The 16,829-nt window shown below is 71.9% G+C and carries 17 protein-coding genes; 11 read left to right on the top strand and 6 right to left on the bottom strand.

Annotation, left to right across the window (positions count from 1 at the left end; translation table 11 throughout):
* The first annotated feature begins 77 nt into the window (after positions 1 to 77).
* Genes ACFT32_RS18810 through ACFT32_RS18820 form a run of 3 tightly spaced genes read left to right on the top strand, consistent with a single transcriptional unit; the run spans position 78 to position 1,753 of the window.
* Complete coding sequence (locus ACFT32_RS18810; protein ID WP_382490292.1) at positions 78 to 479, top strand: ArsR/SmtB family transcription factor; 402 nt, start codon at positions 78 to 80, stop codon at positions 477 to 479.
* Complete coding sequence (locus ACFT32_RS18815) at positions 476 to 1,267, top strand: aquaporin (RefSeq protein ID WP_382490293.1); 792 nt, start codon at positions 476 to 478, stop codon at positions 1,265 to 1,267. Before ACFT32_RS18810 ends, ACFT32_RS18815 begins: the two co-directional genes overlap by 4 nt.
* Before the next feature lie 57 nt (positions 1,268 to 1,324).
* Entirely contained in the window at positions 1,325 to 1,753 is a 429-nt protein-coding gene (locus ACFT32_RS18820) for an arsenate reductase ArsC (RefSeq protein ID WP_382490295.1), read from the top strand.
* Positions 1,754 to 1,773: 20 nt separating this feature from the next.
* On the opposite strand, the gene ACFT32_RS18825 is transcribed toward ACFT32_RS18820, so the two are convergent.
* The 4 genes from ACFT32_RS18825 to ACFT32_RS18840 form a co-directional block, all read right to left on the bottom strand.
* Positions 1,774 to 3,354 (bottom strand): S8 family peptidase, encoded by a 1,581-nt coding sequence (locus tag ACFT32_RS18825; protein WP_382490296.1) that lies wholly within the window; start codon positions 3,352 to 3,354, stop codon positions 1,774 to 1,776.
* Between the two features lie 182 nt (positions 3,355 to 3,536).
* A complete protein-coding gene (locus ACFT32_RS18830; protein WP_382490298.1) occupies positions 3,537 to 3,683 on the bottom strand; it encodes a hypothetical protein in 147 nt (48 codons plus the stop codon).
* A gap of 7 nt (positions 3,684 to 3,690) precedes the next feature.
* Positions 3,691 to 3,915 (bottom strand): DUF2283 domain-containing protein, encoded by a 225-nt coding sequence (locus ACFT32_RS18835; RefSeq protein ID WP_382490300.1) that lies wholly within the window; start codon positions 3,913 to 3,915, stop codon positions 3,691 to 3,693.
* Positions 3,916 to 3,937: 22 nt separating this feature from the next.
* Positions 3,938 to 4,894, bottom strand: a complete 957-nt coding sequence (locus tag ACFT32_RS18840) for a DUF4258 domain-containing protein (RefSeq protein WP_382490302.1) — start codon at positions 4,892 to 4,894, stop codon at positions 3,938 to 3,940.
* A 254-nt stretch (positions 4,895 to 5,148) separates the two neighbouring features.
* On the opposite strand from ACFT32_RS18840, the gene ACFT32_RS18845 reads away from it, so the two are divergent.
* The 8 genes from ACFT32_RS18845 (at position 5,149) to ACFT32_RS18880 (ending at position 13,660) form a co-directional block, all read left to right on the top strand.
* Positions 5,149 to 5,802 carry a response regulator gene (locus ACFT32_RS18845; protein WP_382490304.1) on the top strand — a complete coding sequence of 218 codons (654 nt, stop codon included), beginning with the start codon at positions 5,149 to 5,151 and terminating at the stop codon, positions 5,800 to 5,802.
* A gap of 7 nt (positions 5,803 to 5,809) precedes the next feature.
* A complete protein-coding gene (locus tag ACFT32_RS18850) occupies positions 5,810 to 7,009 on the top strand; it encodes a sensor histidine kinase (protein ID WP_382490306.1) in 1,200 nt (399 codons plus the stop codon).
* 122 nt (positions 7,010 to 7,131) lie between these two features.
* A complete protein-coding gene (locus tag ACFT32_RS18855) occupies positions 7,132 to 8,250 on the top strand; it encodes a septum formation family protein (RefSeq protein WP_382490308.1) in 1,119 nt (372 codons plus the stop codon).
* Between the two features lie 147 nt (positions 8,251 to 8,397).
* Positions 8,398 to 9,150, top strand: coding sequence for a GntR family transcriptional regulator (locus ACFT32_RS18860; RefSeq protein WP_382490310.1), 753 nt, complete (start codon positions 8,398 to 8,400; stop codon positions 9,148 to 9,150).
* A gap of 341 nt (positions 9,151 to 9,491) precedes the next feature.
* The gene (locus tag ACFT32_RS18865; RefSeq protein WP_382490312.1) at positions 9,492 to 9,686 is read left to right on the top strand and encodes an SPOR domain-containing protein; all 195 of its coding nucleotides are present in this window, start codon (positions 9,492 to 9,494) and stop codon (positions 9,684 to 9,686) included.
* Positions 9,687 to 9,750: 64 nt separating this feature from the next.
* Positions 9,751 to 10,203 (top strand): (deoxy)nucleoside triphosphate pyrophosphohydrolase, encoded by a 453-nt coding sequence (locus ACFT32_RS18870; RefSeq protein ID WP_382490314.1) that lies wholly within the window; start codon positions 9,751 to 9,753, stop codon positions 10,201 to 10,203.
* 124 nt (positions 10,204 to 10,327) lie between these two features.
* On the top strand, positions 10,328 to 10,771 hold the full coding sequence (locus tag ACFT32_RS18875; RefSeq protein ID WP_382490316.1) for an ATP-binding protein: 444 nt from the start codon (positions 10,328 to 10,330) through the stop codon (positions 10,769 to 10,771).
* Between the two features lie 252 nt (positions 10,772 to 11,023).
* Positions 11,024 to 13,660, top strand: coding sequence for a SpoIIE family protein phosphatase (locus tag ACFT32_RS18880; protein WP_382490318.1), 2,637 nt, complete (start codon positions 11,024 to 11,026; stop codon positions 13,658 to 13,660).
* A gap of 449 nt (positions 13,661 to 14,109) precedes the next feature.
* Here the strand turns inward: ACFT32_RS18880 and ACFT32_RS18885 are convergent, their stop codons facing one another.
* Positions 14,110 to 14,886, bottom strand: coding sequence for a succinate dehydrogenase/fumarate reductase iron-sulfur subunit (locus tag ACFT32_RS18885; protein WP_382490319.1), 777 nt, complete (start codon positions 14,884 to 14,886; stop codon positions 14,110 to 14,112).
* A complete protein-coding gene (locus ACFT32_RS18890) occupies positions 14,883 to 16,814 on the bottom strand; it encodes a fumarate reductase/succinate dehydrogenase flavoprotein subunit (RefSeq protein WP_382490321.1) in 1,932 nt (643 codons plus the stop codon). Before ACFT32_RS18890 ends, ACFT32_RS18885 begins: the two co-directional genes overlap by 4 nt.
* Between the last annotated feature and the right edge of the window lie 15 nt (positions 16,815 to 16,829).

The raw sequence follows: 16,829 nt of genomic DNA on the forward strand, positions 1-16,829 counted from the left end.
GGCGCCTCCGGACAGGCTGTATTGATGTCTATTGATTCAACCTTGCGCCTTGAATCGAAAAACGTCAACATAGAGGCATGTCGAAACAAGAGCTCGAGGTGATCGGCCAGGACGCCGCCTGCTGCGAGGGCCTGGCCGCCGCGCCCCTGGACGAGGAACGGGCCCGGGAGCTGGCGAAGGTGTTCAAGGCGCTGGGTGACCCGGTGCGGCTGCGGCTGCTGTCGATGATCGCCTCGCGCGGGGAGGGCGGCGAGGTCTGCGTCTGCGAGCTGACCCCGGCCTTCGATCTGTCGCAGCCGACGATCTCCCACCACCTCAAGCTGCTCCGCCAGGCCGGTCTCATCGACTGCGAGCGCCGCGGAACGTGGGTGTACTACTGGGTGCTGCCCGGCGTCCTGGACCGGATCGCCGCGTTCCTGAGCGCGCCGGAGTCCGCCGCCGGGACAGCCGCCATGACGGCCACCGGAGCCACCCCATGACCCCGCCCCTCGGCCGCCGCGTCGCCGCCGAAGCGCTCGGGACCGGGCTCCTGGTCGCCGTGGTCGTCGGGTCGGGGATCCAGGCCGCCCAGCTGTCGCACGACGCCGGCGTGCAACTGCTCGCCAACTCCCTCGCCACCGTCTTCGGCCTGGCCGTGCTGATCACGCTGCTCGGGCCGGTCTCCGGCGCGCACTTCAACCCCGCCGTCACCCTCGCCGTCTGGTTCACCGGCCGCCGCGACGGCACCGGCCCGACCTGGCGGGAGGCCGCCGCGTACATGCCCGCGCAGGTCGCCGGGGCGATCGGGGGCGCGGTCCTGGCCGACGCCATGTTCGGGAAGCCGCTGGTGCGGTTCTCCACCCATGACCGCTTCGCCGGGCACCTGTGGCTGGGCGAGGTCGTCGCCACCGCCGGGCTGATCCTGCTCGTTCTCGGCCTGGGCCGCATCGGCCGCGCCGCCCTTGCCCCCGCCGCCGTGGCCTCGTACATCGGGGCCGCCTACTGGTTCACGTCCTCGACCAGCTTCGCCAACCCCGCGGTGACCGTCGGCCGGGCCTTCACCGACACCTTCGCCGGTATCGCCCCCGCCTCCGTCACACCGTTCATCGGGGCCCAGTTGCTCGGTGCCGCGCTCGGCCTGGGCGTCGTCGCGGTCGTCTACGGACGTCCCGCTCGTGCGGCGCACGGCGTCGAATCGCACAGTGTGGTCTCGCCCGGCGTCGTCCCGCCCGGCGTCGTCCCGCCCGGCGTCGTCCCGCAGGGCGAGCCCGAAGTCGCCCCCTCCTGACCATCCCCGTCCGTCCCCGCCCGTCCCCGTCCGTCCCTGCTCTCCAAGGACACCACCATGAGCGCTGCCGCCCCGCGTCCCTCCGTCCTGTTCGTCTGCGTCCACAACGCCGGCCGCTCCCAGATGGCCGCCGCCTTCCTCACCCGCCTCGCCGAGGGCCGGGTCGAGGTGCGCTCGGCGGGATCCGCGCCTGCCGAGACGGTGAACCCGGCCGTCGTGGAGGCCATGAACGAGACCGGGATCGACATCTCCGCCGAGACCCCGAAGATCCTCACCCCCGAGGCCGTCCAGGCGTCCGACGTGGTCATCACCATGGGCTGCGGGGACACCTGCCCCGTCTTCCCCGGCAAGCGGTACCTGGACTGGCGGCTCGACGACCCGGCGGGACAGGGCGTCGACGCCGTCCGCCCGATCCGGGACGCCATCGAGCAGCGCGTACGCGGCCTGCTCGCCGAGCTCGGCGTCCCGGACGGGTCAACGAACTGACGGACCTTCACGCATGGGGCTCAGAACTGGAGCGCCCACGCGTCGATCCGCCCGGTGTCCAGGCGGGCGTTGTCGCTCACCCGGAGGGTCCACGTGCCGTTCGCGGTCTCGGCCGAGGCGTTCACGGAGTACGTGGTGTCGATGTTGTCCGCACTGCCGCCGGTGCCGTACCCCTTCAGCGTGTACGCCGTGCCGTCGGGGGCGATCAGCTGGACCTGGAGATCGCCGATGTACGTGTGGACGATGTGGACCTCGACGGCCAGGGCCGAGGGCGCGTTGCCGGAGACGCCGGAGACCGTCACCGGGGACTCGGCGGTGGCGTTGTCGGCGATGGCCTGGTCGGCGGTGTTCTCGAAGCGCGGGCCGGGCGGAGTGGTCGTACCGCCGCCGACGTTCAGGAGCCGGTTGGGGGAGCCGCTGCCGGGGCTGGTGACGACACCGGTGGTGGCGGCGGCCGTCAGCGCGGCGGAGACCTGCGCGGGGGTGGCCGTGGGGTTGTCGGCCAGGTGCAGGGCGGCGGCTCCGGCGACGTGCGGGCTCGCCATCGACGTACCGGAGATGGTGTTGGTCGCCGAGTCGCTCGAGTTCCAGGCCGAGGTGATGGACGAGCCGGGCGCGAACAGGTCCAGCACCGTGCCGTAGTTGGAGTAGCTCGCCTTCGCGTCGCTCGACGTGGTGGCGCCGACCGTGACGGCCTCGGTGACGCGGGCAGGGGACCGGGTGGAGGCGTTGGTGGACTCGTTGCCGGCCGCGACCACGAAGGTGACGCCGGAGGTGACGGCGTTGCGTACGGCGGTGTCGATGGCCGTGTCGGCGGGGCCGCCGAGGGACATGTTGGCGACGGCCGGCTTGACCGCGTTGCGCGCGACCCAGTCGATGCCTGCGACGACCTGGGCGGTGGTGCCCTGGCCGGAGTTGTTCAGCACCCGGACACCGACGACCTTGGCCTGCTTGGCGACGCCGTAGGCGCTCCCGGCGACGGTGCCGGCGACGTGCGTACCGTGACCGTGGCCGTCCTGGGCGGTGTTGTCGTTGTCGACGGCGTCGTAGCCGTAGGACGCGCGCCCGCCGAAGTCGCTGTGGGTGATGCGGACGCCGGTGTCGATGACGTACGCCGTGACGCCCTGGCCCGCCGAGTCCGGGTAGGTGTACGAGCTGTTCAGCGGCAGGTTCTTCTGGTCGATGCGGTCCAGGCCCCAGGAGGGCGGGCTGGGCTGCGTCCCGGTGATGCGGTAGGTCCTGTCCTGGACGACGGAGGCGATGGCCGGGTCGGCGGCGAGACGTTTCGCCTCGGACTCGGACGCCTCGACGGCATAGCCGTTCAGGGCCTTGGTGTACGTCCGCTCGATCTCGGCGCCGTACTTGTACGCCAGGGCGCGGCCCTCGGCGGAACCGGCCTTCTCGGTCTTCAGGGTGACGATGTAGCTGTCGGCGACGGCGTTCGCGGCGCCCTCGTACTGGACGTGTCCCTCGGCGGCGACCGGGGCCGCGCCTGCGGGGAGAGCGGAGACGAGGCTCGCGACGAGCGCCGCGGTGGCCGTCGCGCCGAGCGCGGCCAGTCTTCGCCGGGTGGATCCGTGGGGAGTACGCATCACTGCCATCTGAGGGGTCCTCCTCGATCGGTGGTGCGCTGTGGGGTGTGGTGCACGCCCGTCGAAGCCACCCTGGAGTCATGGTCATGTCAACCCGAGGACGACTCCTGTGCGTCAGCCGAAAGATTGAGGCCTCCACAGGAATTGCACAAGGGCCCTGCACGCATGTACAGGGCCCTCGTGATGCGCCGTCAGTCGTCGAACGCCGTGTTCCGGCTGCGCTTCTCCCACGCCACGACCTCGTCCCGCACCTGGTCGAGATGGCCGAGGACCGCGCTGGCGCCGGCCCGCCCGGTCTCGAACAGGCTGGAGCGGAAGGCGCCCGGCTCGACATGCACCGGCCGGTCAGTCCGACGAGGAGGACTGCTCCAGTACTTCGGCCGGCAAGGCATCGCCCGCCCCGATGACCTCGATGCCGAGGAGCCGGCCCGACGCGTCCACGTCGAGGAAGACCTCGGCGTCCGCTCCGACCCCGGTGACGGGGATCTGCCGGACGGCGGCGCCGTCGGCGATGTGCGCGACCAGCGACACATAGGCGGTGTCGTTCTCGCGGTCGTACTCGATGTGCATGGTTCGCCTCTCGGGAACGGGCTCAGTTGCGGCCGACGGACACGACGTTCCCGGCCTTGTTGACGACGACCCAGACCTTGCCGGTGGTGTACTTCCACGTGCCGGGCGACTTGCCCTTGGTCTTCTTGCCGGTCTTCACCGTACGCGCGACCATCTCCTGGCTGATGCCGCGCTGCGCCATGCGCTGGGCGGCGTGCCGGGAGATGCTCTTGACGCCCTGGGTGAGCAGCAGCCGCCCGGCGACGATGGCGATCGGGATGAACCACGCCGGGTCCGCCACCACCGGGAAGGCCGTGCCAGGGCCGGGCCGCACGGTCTGGATCAGGGCGCCGTCCTCGACGCGGTACTCGGTGGGCACGGCCTCGCCGCGCGCGTCCTTCGCCCAGGGCGCGTCGAACGTACCGAGGTACTCCTCGCCGCGGCTGACCAGGATGGAGCCGTCCTCGAGGACCTCGGTGGTCGCGTCCGCGGGCAGGCCCAGCGGGAAGCGGTACTCGGTCGGGGCGTCCGCGTCCTTGAGCGTGACGAGCGTGCGCACGCCGTCGCGGTTGGGCTGCACGGCCAGGTCGATGTCCTCGCCCGCGCCGGGGTAGACGACGGTGCCGTTGGCGCCGGCGGCGGCCCGGGAGTCGGCGCTGCCGGGCAGCGTGAGGCGCAGCACGTCGGTGCCGTAGGCGAACTCCACGGCTCCGTCGGCGGTGCCGGGCGCGGTGATGCGGGCCGGGGAGGTCTCGGTGGTCACCTCCGCGCGGGTGGCGCCGCCGTCGAGCGGCGTTCCGGGAACGAGGTCGGAGGTCCCCGTGACCCGCTCGACCGTCTCGGCCGCCTGTACGGCCAGGGACGACCGGGCCTCGGCGCCGCCGGTCTCCGCGTGCGCGCCCGCGGCGGTCAGCAGCACCGCTCCGGCGGTGGCGCCCGCCACCAGGATGCGGGCGTGCAGGCGTCGGCGTCGGGCGGGGCGGTCCTGGGTGTGGTGCATGTGCGTCCTTGCTGAAGGCCCGTTCGACGGGCGGGTGGTGATCGGCGACCTGACGGATCGTGACAGCGGGAGACCCACCGGGGACATCCGCCCGAGGGCGGGAACCGACCCCGCCGACCGGCGGGGGCCGGGCCGTCCGCCGTGTGTCGGGTGGCACACGGGGCCCGTGCAACGTCTCGCGGGGGAGGACCGTCGTAACGAGCGGTGACGCGTCGGTCGGGGGGCCGGCGGAGCGACGGGCGGGGGAAGCGCAAGTGATACGGGTCGCGGTGGTGGACGACGAGCCTCTGGTGCGTGCCGGGCTGCGGGTGATCCTCGGTTCGGCGGAGGACATCACCGTGGTCGCCGACTGCGGGGGAGCGAGCGCCGTGGAGGCCGTGCGGAGCGGGCGGGTGGACGTCCTGCTGCTCGACATCCGGATGCCGGTCCTGGACGGACCGGCCGTGCTCCGCCAGGTCGTCGGCCTGCCGAAGGCTCCGGCGGTGGCGATGCTGACCACCTTCGACGCCCGTGAGCACGTGGACGAGGCGTTGCGGCTGGGAGCGGCGGGGTTTCTGATGAAGAACACCGCTCCGGACCAACTGATCGAAGCGGTACGGGCGCTGGCCGCTGGCCGCAGGGTGCTGGCGCCCGAGGCGGTGGGGCAGGTGATCGACGGCTACCTGCTGGCCGGCCGTGACGAGGAGGCCGTACGGCAGGTGCGGGCGCTCACCGGCCGGGAGCGCGAGGTGCTCGCCCTGGTGGGAGCGGGGCTCAGCAACCGTGCCATCGCGGGCCGGCTGCACCTGGCGCACTCCACCGTCAAGGACCATGTGAGCGCGGTGCTGGCGAAACTGGGCGGCCTCAACCGGGTGCAGGCGGCGGTGGTCGCCGACCGGGCGGACCTGGTCGAGGCGGGGTGGGGGTGAGGCGCCGATGCCTTCTCAGATGCTGTCGGGCAACGCTCCCCTGGCCGGTGGCGTACGACGGATCGCTTCCCGCGCCCTTCCGGTCCTGGTCGCTCTCGTCGACGGGCTGGTGGTCAACGGCCTGACCGCCGGTCACGGGACGTGGCTGGCCCTCGTCGCCGCCGGCGCGCTGCTGCTGCGGCGACGGGCCCCGGAGGTGGCCGTGCTCGCCGGACTGCCGGGGCTGTACCTCGGGCACATCGCCTTCGCCCCGCTGATCGCGCTGTACTGCGTGGCCGTACGGCGCGGTCGTCTCCTGGTCGCCGTGACGGGCGCGGCGGCGGTCGCGGTGGCGTGGTTCCTGCCCCACCCGGCGCTTGGCGTCTCCTCCCTCGTGCCCGACCGGGAGACCGCGCTGCTGGCACTGGACTGCTGCGGACTGGCGGCGGGCGTCGTCGTACTCGGCCGGTCGGTACGGTCACGGCAGGAGCGCCTGCGTGCGGCGACGGCCCGGCGCGCCTGGGAGAACCAGGTCCTCACCGAGCGGGTGCTGGCCACCGAACGCAACCGGCTGGCCCGGGAGATGCACGACGTGGTCGCGCACAAGGTGAGCCTGATCAGTCTGCAGGCCGGCGCGCTCCAGGTGGGCCGGCCCGGGGACGCCGACGTGCGGACGACGGCCCGGTCCATCCACGAACTCTCCGCGCAGACCCTCACCGAACTGCGGCATCTGGTCGGGGTGTTGCGCACGGCCGGAGGCACGGACACGCACGCCGTCCCCCGGGCCGGACTGGCCGGCATCACCGGCATGGTCCGCGACAGCGGCCTCCCGGCGGACCTCGACGTACCGACTCCCCCCGGCGCGGTGCCCGAAGCGGTCGAACGCGCCGCGTACCGCACGGTCCAGGAGGCACTGACCAACATCCGCAAGCACGCTCCGGGCGCCCGTGCGCGCATACGCGTCCACTTCGCGGCCGGCCTGCACATCGAGGTGCACAACACGCCCCCCGCCCGGACCACCCCCCATCCGGCTCTCCCCGGAGGCGGCCACGGCCTGGTGGGCCTGCGAGAGCGCGCGCACCTCCTGTCCGGCGCGTTCCACGCGGGCCCGACCCCGGACGGCGGCTTCACCGTACGGGCGGTGTTCCCCGTGGGATGGGCGACGTCCGACGACCCGGAGAAGCCCGGGCCACTGACAGGCGCAGCACAGGCCGGCCCGACGACCTGAACACCACCGCCTTGAAGCCTCAGCGCTGAACACGGCGGTCATACCCCGCCGCGCCCGCTTACGATGCGCGCAGCCGTACGACAGACCCCCGACCCACCGCCTCAGCCAGGAGCGCCGTACCCGTGTCGATACCCCCGCCCCCTGGGAACCCGCAGCCCCAGGACCCGTACGGCCGGCCTCCTGCCAACTGGCCTCCGGCGCACCGTCCGTACGGCACCCCGGTCTCCGTCAACGCGCTCGCCGTGGCCGCTCTCGTGCTCGGTGTGCTCTGCTTCCTGCCCGCGGCGGGGCTCGTCCTGGGACTGGTCGCGCTGTGGCAGATCCGGCGGTCCGGGCAGAGCGGGCGGGGCATGGCGATCGCCGGGGTGGTGCTGTCGTCCGTCGGAGCCGTGCTGTGGGGGGTGGTGCTGGCCACGGGCACCGCGTCCGAGGTCTGGGCGAAGTTCGAGGACGGCGCACAGGGCAACGAGAGCCTGTCGCTGCGCACCGGCGACTGCTTCGACGCGCCCGACGGCCTGGAGGGCGACACCTACGACGTCGACCCGGTCTCCTGCGAAGCCGGGCACGACGGTGAGGTGTTCGGGGTCGTCACGCTGCCGGGCGGCGCCTTCCCGGGCGACGGCAAGGTCACCGGCATCGCCGACGAGAGGTGCTACGCGCTCCAGAGCCAGTACGCCATGGACTCCTGGGCGATGCCGGCCGACGTCGACGTGTACTACCTCATGCCGTCCCGGGAGACATGGCGCTACGGCGACCGCGCGATCATCTGCGTCTTCGGCAGCACCGACGCGAAGGCCCGGCTGACCGGCTCCCTGCGCGGCGACCCCACCACGCTCGACACCGACCAGGTCGTCTTCCTGTCCACGGCCAACGCCGTCGACACGGCGCTGTACGAGGAGCCGGAGAAGTCCCCCGAGGACGATCTCGCCGGAACCCGGGCCTGGGCCGCGCAGGTGCACGACGTGCTCGGCGAACAGATCGAGGCCCTGCGCGGCCACTCCTGGCCGGCGGCCGCCCACAAGCCCGTCGCCGACCTGGTCAAGGAGATGGAGGACGCCCGCGAGGAGTGGTCGAAGGCGAGCGAGGCAGGTGACGTGGACACCTACTTCGCGCACTACGAGAAGGCGTACGCGTACGTCGACGGCCCGGAGACCGTCACCGCGCGCAAGGCCCTCGGGCTGGCCACCACCCCGCCGTCGTTCGACGACAGTGAGAGCGGGAACTCCGAAGCCGAGGTGTGACGGCGGCTATAGCGGGGAGAAAGTGCCTGCGTAAAGCCCCCAGGGCCACCTTGTCATCACATCGAGTGATTCTCTGGCCTTTGCTTGCACCGCACAACCTACGGTTGCCACGCTGTTGCTGTCTGTACAACCTGATGGGAGCGGCCAGTGACATTCGGTGAGCAGCCGGCGTATCTGCGCGTCGCGGGTGATCTCCGCCAGAAGATCGTCGAGGGTCAGCTGCCGCCGCACACCCGCCTCCCCTCCCAGGCCAGAATCCGCCAGGAGTACGGCGTCTCGGACACCGTCGCCCTGGAGGCCCGCAAGGTGCTCATGGCGGAGGGGCTGGTCGAGGGCCGCTCAGGCTCGGGGACGTATGTGCGCGAGCGGCCCGTGCCCCGGCGCGTCTCCCGCTCCGGATACCGCCCGCCCGGCGGGGCCACACCGTTCCGCCAGGAGCAGGCCGACGGGGAGGGGCGCGGCACCTGGGAGTCGAGCAGCGAGCAGTCCGAGGCGAGTGTCGCGGTCGCCGAGCGACTGGACATCGAGCCGGGCGACCGGGTGATGTGCACGAAGTACCTCTTCCGCGAGGGCGGCGAGGCGATGATGCTCTCCACGTCCTGGGAGCCGCTCGCCGTGACGGGCCGTACGCCCGTGATGCTGCCGGAGGAGGGGCCGCTCGGCGGCATGGGCGTCGTCGAGCGCATGCGCGCGATCGAGGTGATCGTGGACAACGTCACCGAGGAGGTCGGCGCCCGTCCGGGGCTCGCCGAGGAACTGCTCGTCCTGGGCGGCGTCCCCGGTCATGTGGTCGTGGTCGTCCAGCGCACGTTCTACGCCTCCGGCCGCCCGGTCGAGACGGCCGATGTGGTGATTCCGGCCGATCGGTACCGGGTCGCCTACCACCTTCCGGTCAAGTAGCGAACGCTCACATCCGTCCCGGGGCGCGCTCCTTGCGCGCCCCGCTCACACGATCACCGAGGCGGCCGTCGTCGAACGGGGCGGTCCGCATTCCCTGACCGGTCGTCGTCTTCGCAGGTCGACAGCGGTGTATGCGGTATGCCCGCGCTCGGGTGCCACGAGGCACTCAGACGGCGCGTTCATTGGCGCGCGCCCCCTGCGTTCTGGCTGGTTGCGTACCTCTTTGTGAAAACCCGTATTCGCTCCGTGAAGGTTAGGCGTAGGCTCGGGCATATGCGCATTGCGGTTTCCTTAGCGGGTGGGGCGCGGCACAGGCCGCGGGTGGGAAGTGGAGGGGCGCGATGAACGACAGCACGGTCACTCTTCCCTGGCTCGTGATACGAGAGGACGACAACGGCAACCGCTACCGGGTGGGCCGGTACGCGACCCGTTCCGAGGCTCAGAAGATCGCGGACAGCCTCGACGGCCGCGGTCACAAACAGCTGTACTGGGTCGAGCGGCTGGGGCAGAACGGGGCGGGCGTGACGCACGACTGACCCGCCCGATGCCTGCGCCCGGAGCCGGAGCCGTTGTCCGGCCGCGCTCCCGTAGGCTCCCGGCATGAGTGAGCGGATCGTCGTCGTAGGTGCCGCGCTGGTCGACGACGGGCGGTTGTTGGCGGCCCGGCGCAGCGCGCCCGTCGAGCTGGCCGGACGCTGGGAGTTGCCCGGCGGCAAGGTCGAGCCCGGGGAGACGGCCGACGCGGCGCTGGTGCGGGAACTGCGCGAGGAACTCGGCGTCGACGCCGAGGCCGGCGCCCGCGTCCCGGGGGAGTGGCCCCTGAAGTCGCCCTACGTCCTGCATGTGTGGACCGCGCGGCTGCGACCCGGATCCGCCGCGCCCGAGCCCCTCGAGGACCACGACGCACTGCGCTGGCTCGGCCCGGGCGAGATCTGGGACGTGCACTGGCTCGACCAGGACGTCCCGGCCGTACGGCAGACCCTCGCGCATCTCGGAGCCGCCGAAGGCCTCAGCCCTTCAGGCCCCGGCACGGAGGAAGTGCCCGGCGCCTGAGGCCATCCGGGGGCGTGTGGTGTCGGGCGATTGTCGTACGGGCTCCCCCTGAGCCTTTCGTGCCACTGTGCGCTGCCCCGCACGGTACTCCGCCCCCGTAATCGGGTATGTGCCCATTAACCCCATGAAACCGGACATGGGCGGGCCTCCTGTCTGGGAAGTGATCGGCGTGATCGACACCGAAGGTGACTGCGCCGAATGGACCTTTCCCGCCGAACCCGGCGCCGTGCGCACCGCCCGCCAGGTCGTCCGCCGCCAACTCCGCGGCTGGAACCTCGACAGCCTGGCCGACCTCGCGGCGTTGCTGGTCAGCGAGTTGGTCACCAACGCCCTGCGACACGCCACAGGGCCCATCGGGGTCCGCCTGGTCCGCCCGTCCGACCTGGACGGCGTCCTGCGGGTCGAGGTCTCCGACCCGCTCCCGGACCCGCCCCGCGAACGAGCCGCCCGGCCCGAGGACGAGAGCGGCCGCGGACTGCAACTGGTGGCCTCCTCCTGCCGTCGCTGGGGCACCCGGCCCGGCGCGGCGGGCAAGACGGTGTGGTTCGAACTCACCGTGCCGGGGTGAAAAATCGGTGTACGTACACCCTGTCACTGTCGAGCGATTGGTTCAGGCCAGTGGCGGTTGTAGGCAGACGTGATTCGACGACGTGTCCGCTGGTTAGAAGACTGGAAGTGTTCTCACGGTCCGGACCGAAAACCATCGGGACCGTGCTGTGATCGTGAACACCGTGTTGTGCGGCACCGTAGTGCTGGATACTGCGGGCAGCCGCCCCCGGTGACCGGTGCCGGACGCGGTGAGCTGGAGGGGACGGTTCGCGTGAGCGAGATACCAGCGAAGGCCACGGAGTCCGAGGACCCGTCGGAGGGCGCGAGGGCCAGGGCCGCGGACGGCCTGGCTTCCGCGGTGGGAGGTGCGCTCGCGGCCGACGGGGTACAGCCCGGGGACGCCATGTGGCAGAGCAGTCCCCCGGGATCCATCTACGACTACATCAAGGTCGCGTCCTTCTCGATCGGCCCCGACGGGCTGGTCGACCAGTGGAGCCTGCGCGCCGAGCACCTCTTCGGCATCTCCGCCGGGCGCGCCGTCGGCATGGACCCCATCGAGGCGTTCATCGATCCGCGCCATCGCGAGCGGGGCATGCGCAAGATGGCCGAGATCCTCGACGGCCGCGAGTGGACCGGCGTGGTGCCCTTCCGGATGCCCAAGGACACCGAGGGCGAATGCGGTCATGAGGGGCTCGCCGAGGTGTACGTCATGCCGACGCGCACCGAGGAGGGCGAGAAGGCCGCCGTCTGCATCGTCGTCGACGTCCGCACCCTGCGCAGCATCGAGACCGACCTCGCCGCCTCGCAGGCCATTTTCAGTCAATCCCCGTTCGGGTTCCTGCTGATCGATTCCGACCTGCGGGTCCGCCGCGTCAACCAGCGGTTCGCCTCCATCTTCGGCGGCGAGCCCGACGAGCACCGCGGCAAGGGCGTCCACGACTACCTCCAGCGCGGGGAGGCCGAACGGGTCGCCGCCACGCTGAGCCGGGTGCTGGAGACCGGCAGTTCCATCACCGACATGCACGTCACGGGTTTCGTGCCGGGCTCCGACGAGCGCCGCCACTGGTCCGTCAACCTCTATCGCGTGCACAGCGGTTCGGGCCGGCCCATCGGGGTCGCCTGGCTCGGGATCGACATCACCGCCCGCCGCGAGGCCGCCCGCGAGGCCGCCGCCGCCCGGCGCAACCTGGCTCTGCTGAACGAGGCCGGCGCCCGCATCGGCAACTCCCTCGACCTGGAGACCACGGCCAGGCAGCTCCTCGACGTCGTCGTGCCCGGCTTCTGCGACCTGGCCACCGTCGACCTCTACCAGGGGCTGCTGGCCGGCGACGAGACCCCGCCCGGGCTCGCCGACGGCAGCGCCGAGCTGCGCCGGGTGGCCTTCGCCAGTGCCGTCTCCGACGAGCCCTTCGCCGGCACCGGCGTGCCCGTCTCGGTCGGCGCGGTCCACCACTACCCGTTCAACTCGCCCTGCGCGGACGCCCTGCGCACGGCCCGCCCCCAGTTCGTCCCCGGCGAGGACGGGGGGCTCGTGCAGTCCACGCTCGCCGTGCCGATGGTCGCCCACGACACCGTCGTCGGGCTCGTGCAGTTCGCCCGTACGAAGGGCAGCGAGCCGTTCGGCGACCGGGACCGCGATCTCGCGGTGGAGCTGGCGGCGCGCGCGGCCGTCTGCATCGACAACGCCCGCCTCTACCGGCGCGAGCACGAGCGCGCGTTGATACTGCAACGGTCCCTGCTCCCGCCCGGCGACCCGGAGGCCTCCGGCCTCGACATCGCCTGCCGCTATCTGCCCGGCAACGCCAACACCGGCCGGCCCAGCGAGGTCGGCGGCGACTGGTTCGACGTCATCGAACTCCCCGGGCACCGCACGGCGCTCGTCGTCGGCGACGTGATGGGCCGCGGCCTGCGCGCCGCCGTCGCCATGGGCGAACTCCGTACGGCCGTCCGGACCCTGGCGCAGCTCGACCTCGAACCGGCCGAGGTGCTCTCCCAGCTGGACGAGATCGCCCGCGGCCTCGGCGCCCCCGGGGGTGTCCAGCAGGCGACGAGGGCGGCCCGCCGTCCCCGCGAGGCGGACCTCTCGGAGGTGTACCTCGCCACCTGCGTCTACGCCGTCTACGACTCCGTCACCCGGCGCTGCACCTTCGCCAACGCGGGCCATCTGCCGCCCGTCCTGGTCGAACCGGGCGAGTCCGCGCTGATGCTCGACGTGCCGCCGGGCATGCCGCTCGGGGTCGGCGGCGAGCCCTTCGAGGAGGTCGAGGTCGACCTGCCCGAGGGCGCCCTGCTCGCGCTCTACACGGATGGACTGGTCGAAAGCCGCGACCATCCCCTGGACGAGGGCCTCCAGGCCTTCGTCAGCGCCCTGTCCGACCCCGCCCAGCCGCTGGAGGACGTCTGCGACCACGTCCTCAACACCCTCGACACCCACCACGGCGAGGACGACATCGCGTTGCTGATGGCACGTGTACAGGGCCTGCCGAACGAGTCCGTGGGCGACTGGACCCTGCCGCGCGAGCCGCGCAGCGTGGGCCGGGCCCGTGAGTACGCGCGTGCCCAGCTGATCAGCTGGGACATGGAAGCCCTCGTCGACACCACGGAGCTCCTGGTCAGCGAGCTGGTCACCAACGCCCTGCGCTACGGCGAGGGCGAGATCCGCCTCCGGCTGCTGCTCGACCGGACCCTGGTCTGCGAGGTCTGGGACTCCGGCCTGGTCCAGCCCCGGCGCCGCCGGGCCCGCGACACCGACGAGGGCGGCCGCGGCCTGCAGCTCGTCGGCCTGCTCAGCGCCGCTTGGGGCTCCCGGCGCACGCCCCGAGGCAAGACGGTCTGGTTCGAACTCCCTCTGCCAGGCGGCGAAACGCGCCTGACGGACCCGGCGGAGGCGCTGCTGAGCCTGTTCTGAGAACGGCCCGCCGCCACCGTACGCTCACCCCATGCCGATACCCACCGCACGGCTCCGAGCGACGGCCACCCCGACGGCCCCCGCCCTGATCCTGCGCCCCTGGACCCCCGGGGACGCAGCGGGCCTGACCGCGCTGGGCCGGGACGACGTCCTGCGGCGCTGGACGTCCTTCGCCGTCGAGGAAGTTCACCCCTCCGGCGAGGACGGGCCGCCGGCGGGCCACGTCGTCCTCAAGGACGTGGAGTTCCAGGCGGGTCAGGCCGGTGGGGGCGAAGGTGGTGAAGGCCCAGTCGGTCCCCGGTGCCGCGTCCGCCGAGGTCGGCTACTGGACAGCGGCACACGCGCGAGGCCGGGGCATCGCCCCCGCGCCCCGGCCGGCACAGCCCCCCGACCATCCGTCGGAGGGCCATGTGCACGTCCGGCACCTGGCGGAGGACGCCGGCCGGTCCTCAGCCCGCTGAAGAGCGTCTCCTGATCTTCGAGCCCAGCCATACCAGTGGGTCGTACTTGCGGTCGGCCGCTCGTTCCTTCAGGGGGATCAGGGCGTTGTCCGTGATCTTGATGCCCTCGGGGCAGACCTCCGTGCAGCACTTGGTGATGTTGCAGTAGCCCAGGCCGTGTTCGTCCTGGGCGGTGGTCTTGCGGTCCAGGCCCGATTCCGCTGCCGCGTCCAGCGGGTGCATGTCCAGTTCCGCCACGCGCATCAGGAAGCGGGGACCCGCGAACGCCTGCTTGTTCTCCTCGTGGTCGCGGACCACATGGCAGGTGTCCTGGCACAGGAAGCACTCGATGCACTTGCGGAACTCCTGCGAGCGGTCGACGTCCTCCTGCATCATGCGGTACTCGCCGGGCGCGACCCCGGCCGGCGGTACGAAGGACGGGACCTCCCTGGCCTTCGTGTAGTTGAAGCCGACGTCGGTGACCAGGTCGCGGACGACCGGGAACGCCCGCAGCGGCGTCACCGTGATCGTCTCCTCCTGGTCGAAGACCGACATGCGGGTCATGCACATCAGCCGTGGCCGGCCGTTGATCTCCGCCGAGCAGGAACCGCACTTGCCCGCCTTGCAGTTCCAGCGCACGGCGAGATCGGGGGCCTGTGTGGCCTGGAGACGGTGGATGATGTCGAGGACCACCTCGCCCTCGTTCACCTCGACCTTGAAGTCCTCCAGGCCGCCGCCCCCGGTATCGCCCCGCCACACCTTGAAGCGGGCCTCGTAGCCGCTCACTCGTACAGCTCCTCTTCGGCCAGGTACTTCACCAGCTCCTCCTTGTCGAACAGGGCGAGCAGGTCCGCACGGACGGGTTCGGTGGTCTCGCTGGTGAGGGTGATCTGGCTGCGGACCGGGTCCGCCGCCAGCCCGCCCGTCGGGTCGGTGAGCGCGCACATCAGGTTGATCCGGCGCCATTTGCGGTCCATCCCCGGATGGTCCTCACGCGTGTGCCCGCCGCGCGACTCGGTGCGCTCCAGCGCGGCCCGCGCCACGCACTCGCTGACCAGCAGCATGTTCCTGAGGTCCAGGGCGAGGTGCCAGCCCGGGTTGAACTGCCGGTGTCCCTCGACCCCGGCCCGGCGCGCCCGCACCCGCAGCTCGGCCAGCTTCTCCAGGGCCTGCCTCATCTCCGGCTCGCGGCGGATGATGCCGACCAGGTCGTTCATCGTCTGCTGGAGTTCCTGGTGCAGGGTGTACGGGTTCTCCGGCGGACCCCCGGCGGGCTCCTCGGTCTCGGCCGAGAAGGGCCGCAGGGCCTCGGCGGCGGCGGCATCGATCTGGACGTCGTCCACCACGGGCCGCGCTCCGGCCGGCCCGGCCGCGTACTCGGCCGCGTGCCAGCCCGCCCGTCGCCCGAACACCAGCAGGTCGGAGAGGGAGTTGCCGCCGAGCCGGTTGGAGCCGTGCATGCCGCCGGCCACCTCACCGGCCGCGAACAGACCCGGCACCCCGCGGGCCGCCGCCGTGTCGGACTCGACCGCGACCCCGCCCATCACGTAGTGACAGGTGGGCCCGACCTCCATCGCCTCCGCCGTGATGTCGACGTCCGCCAGCTCCTTGAACTGGTGGTACATCGACGGCAGCCGGCGCTTGATGACCTCGGCGGGCATACGCGTCGACACATCGAGGAACACGCCCCCGTGCGGCGAGCCGCGCCCCTCCTTCACCTCGGCGTTGATCGCCCGCGCGACCTCGTCGCGGGGGAGCAGCTCGGGGGGACGCCGGTTGTTGTCCGGGTCCTCGTACCAGCGGTCGCCCTCGTCCTCCGACTCGGCGTACTTGTCCTTGAAGACGTCGGGGATGTAGTCGAACATGAACCGCTTGCCGTCGGAGTTGCGCAGCACACCGCCGTCGCCGCGCACCGACTCGGTGACCAGGATGCCCTTCACCGACGGCGGCCAGACCATGCCGGTCGGATGGAACTGCACGAACTCCATGTTCAGCAGGGGAGCACCCGCGAGCAGGGCCAGCGCGTGACCGTCGCCCGTGTACTCCCACGAGTTCGACGTCACCTTGAAGGACTTGCCGATACCGCCCGTCGCGATCACGACGGCGGGCGCCTCGAGGACGAAGAAACGGCCCGACTCGCGCTCGTAGGCGAAGACCCCCGAGACGCGAGCGTCCTCCTTCAGCACGCGTGTGACCGTGCACTCCTGGAAGACCTTCAGCCGCGACTCGTAGTCACCGGTCTCCGCGAAGTCCTCCTGCTGGAGCGCGACGATCTTCTGCTGGAGCGTGCGGATCAGCTCCAGGCCCGTACGGTCGCCGACGTGGGCGAGGCGCGGGTACTCGTGGCCGCCGAAGTTGCGCTGGGAGATCCGGCCGTCCTTGGTGCGGTCGAACAGCGCGCCCCAGGTCTCCAGCTCCCACACCCGCTGCGGCGCCTCCTGCGCGTGCAGCTCGGCCATCCGCCACTGGTTGAGGAACTTGCCGCCGCGCATGGTGTCGCGGAAGTGGACCTGCCAGTTGTCGCCGGTGTTGACGTTGGCCATCGCCGCGGCGATGCCGCCCTCGGCCATCACGGTGTGCGCCTTGCCGAACAGCGACTTGCAGATCACGGCCGTACGGGCGCCCCGCTCGCGGGCCTCGATGGCGGCGCGCAGCCCGGCACCGCCCGCGCCCACCACGACGACGTCCCATTCCTGCCGGTCGACCACGGACATCAGTACGCACCCCTC

The organism is Streptomyces sp. NPDC057002 (assembly GCF_042673825.1).
Classification (GTDB): domain Bacteria; phylum Actinomycetota; class Actinomycetes; order Streptomycetales; family Streptomycetaceae; genus Streptomyces.

What these genes read in the sequence shown, in the direction of transcription:
- ACFT32_RS18865 (WP_382490312.1), top strand. Translation starts at nt 9,492, where the DNA reads ATGAACGACAGCACGGTCACTCTTCCCTGGCTCGTGATACGAGAGGAC.
- ACFT32_RS18820 (WP_382490295.1), top strand. Translation starts at nt 1,325, where the DNA reads ATGAGCGCTGCCGCCCCGCGTCCCTCCGTCCTGTTCGTCTGCGTCCAC.
- ACFT32_RS18870 (WP_382490314.1), top strand. Translation starts at nt 9,751, where the DNA reads ATGAGTGAGCGGATCGTCGTCGTAGGTGCCGCGCTGGTCGACGACGGG.
- ACFT32_RS18840 (WP_382490302.1), bottom strand. Translation starts at nt 4,894, where the DNA reads ATGCACCACACCCAGGACCGCCCCGCCCGACGCCGACGCCTGCACGCC.
- ACFT32_RS18875 (WP_382490316.1), top strand. Translation starts at nt 10,328, where the DNA reads ATGAAACCGGACATGGGCGGGCCTCCTGTCTGGGAAGTGATCGGCGTG.
- ACFT32_RS18815 (WP_382490293.1), top strand. Translation starts at nt 476, where the DNA reads ATGACCCCGCCCCTCGGCCGCCGCGTCGCCGCCGAAGCGCTCGGGACC.
- ACFT32_RS18835 (WP_382490300.1), bottom strand. Translation starts at nt 3,915, where the DNA reads ATGCACATCGAGTACGACCGCGAGAACGACACCGCCTATGTGTCGCTG.
- ACFT32_RS18825 (WP_382490296.1), bottom strand. Translation starts at nt 3,354, where the DNA reads ATGGCAGTGATGCGTACTCCCCACGGATCCACCCGGCGAAGACTGGCC.
- ACFT32_RS18890 (WP_382490321.1), bottom strand. Translation starts at nt 16,814, where the DNA reads ATGTCCGTGGTCGACCGGCAGGAATGGGACGTCGTCGTGGTGGGCGCG.
- ACFT32_RS18850 (WP_382490306.1), top strand. Translation starts at nt 5,810, where the DNA reads ATGCCTTCTCAGATGCTGTCGGGCAACGCTCCCCTGGCCGGTGGCGTA.
- ACFT32_RS18810 (WP_382490292.1), top strand. Translation starts at nt 78, where the DNA reads ATGTCGAAACAAGAGCTCGAGGTGATCGGCCAGGACGCCGCCTGCTGC.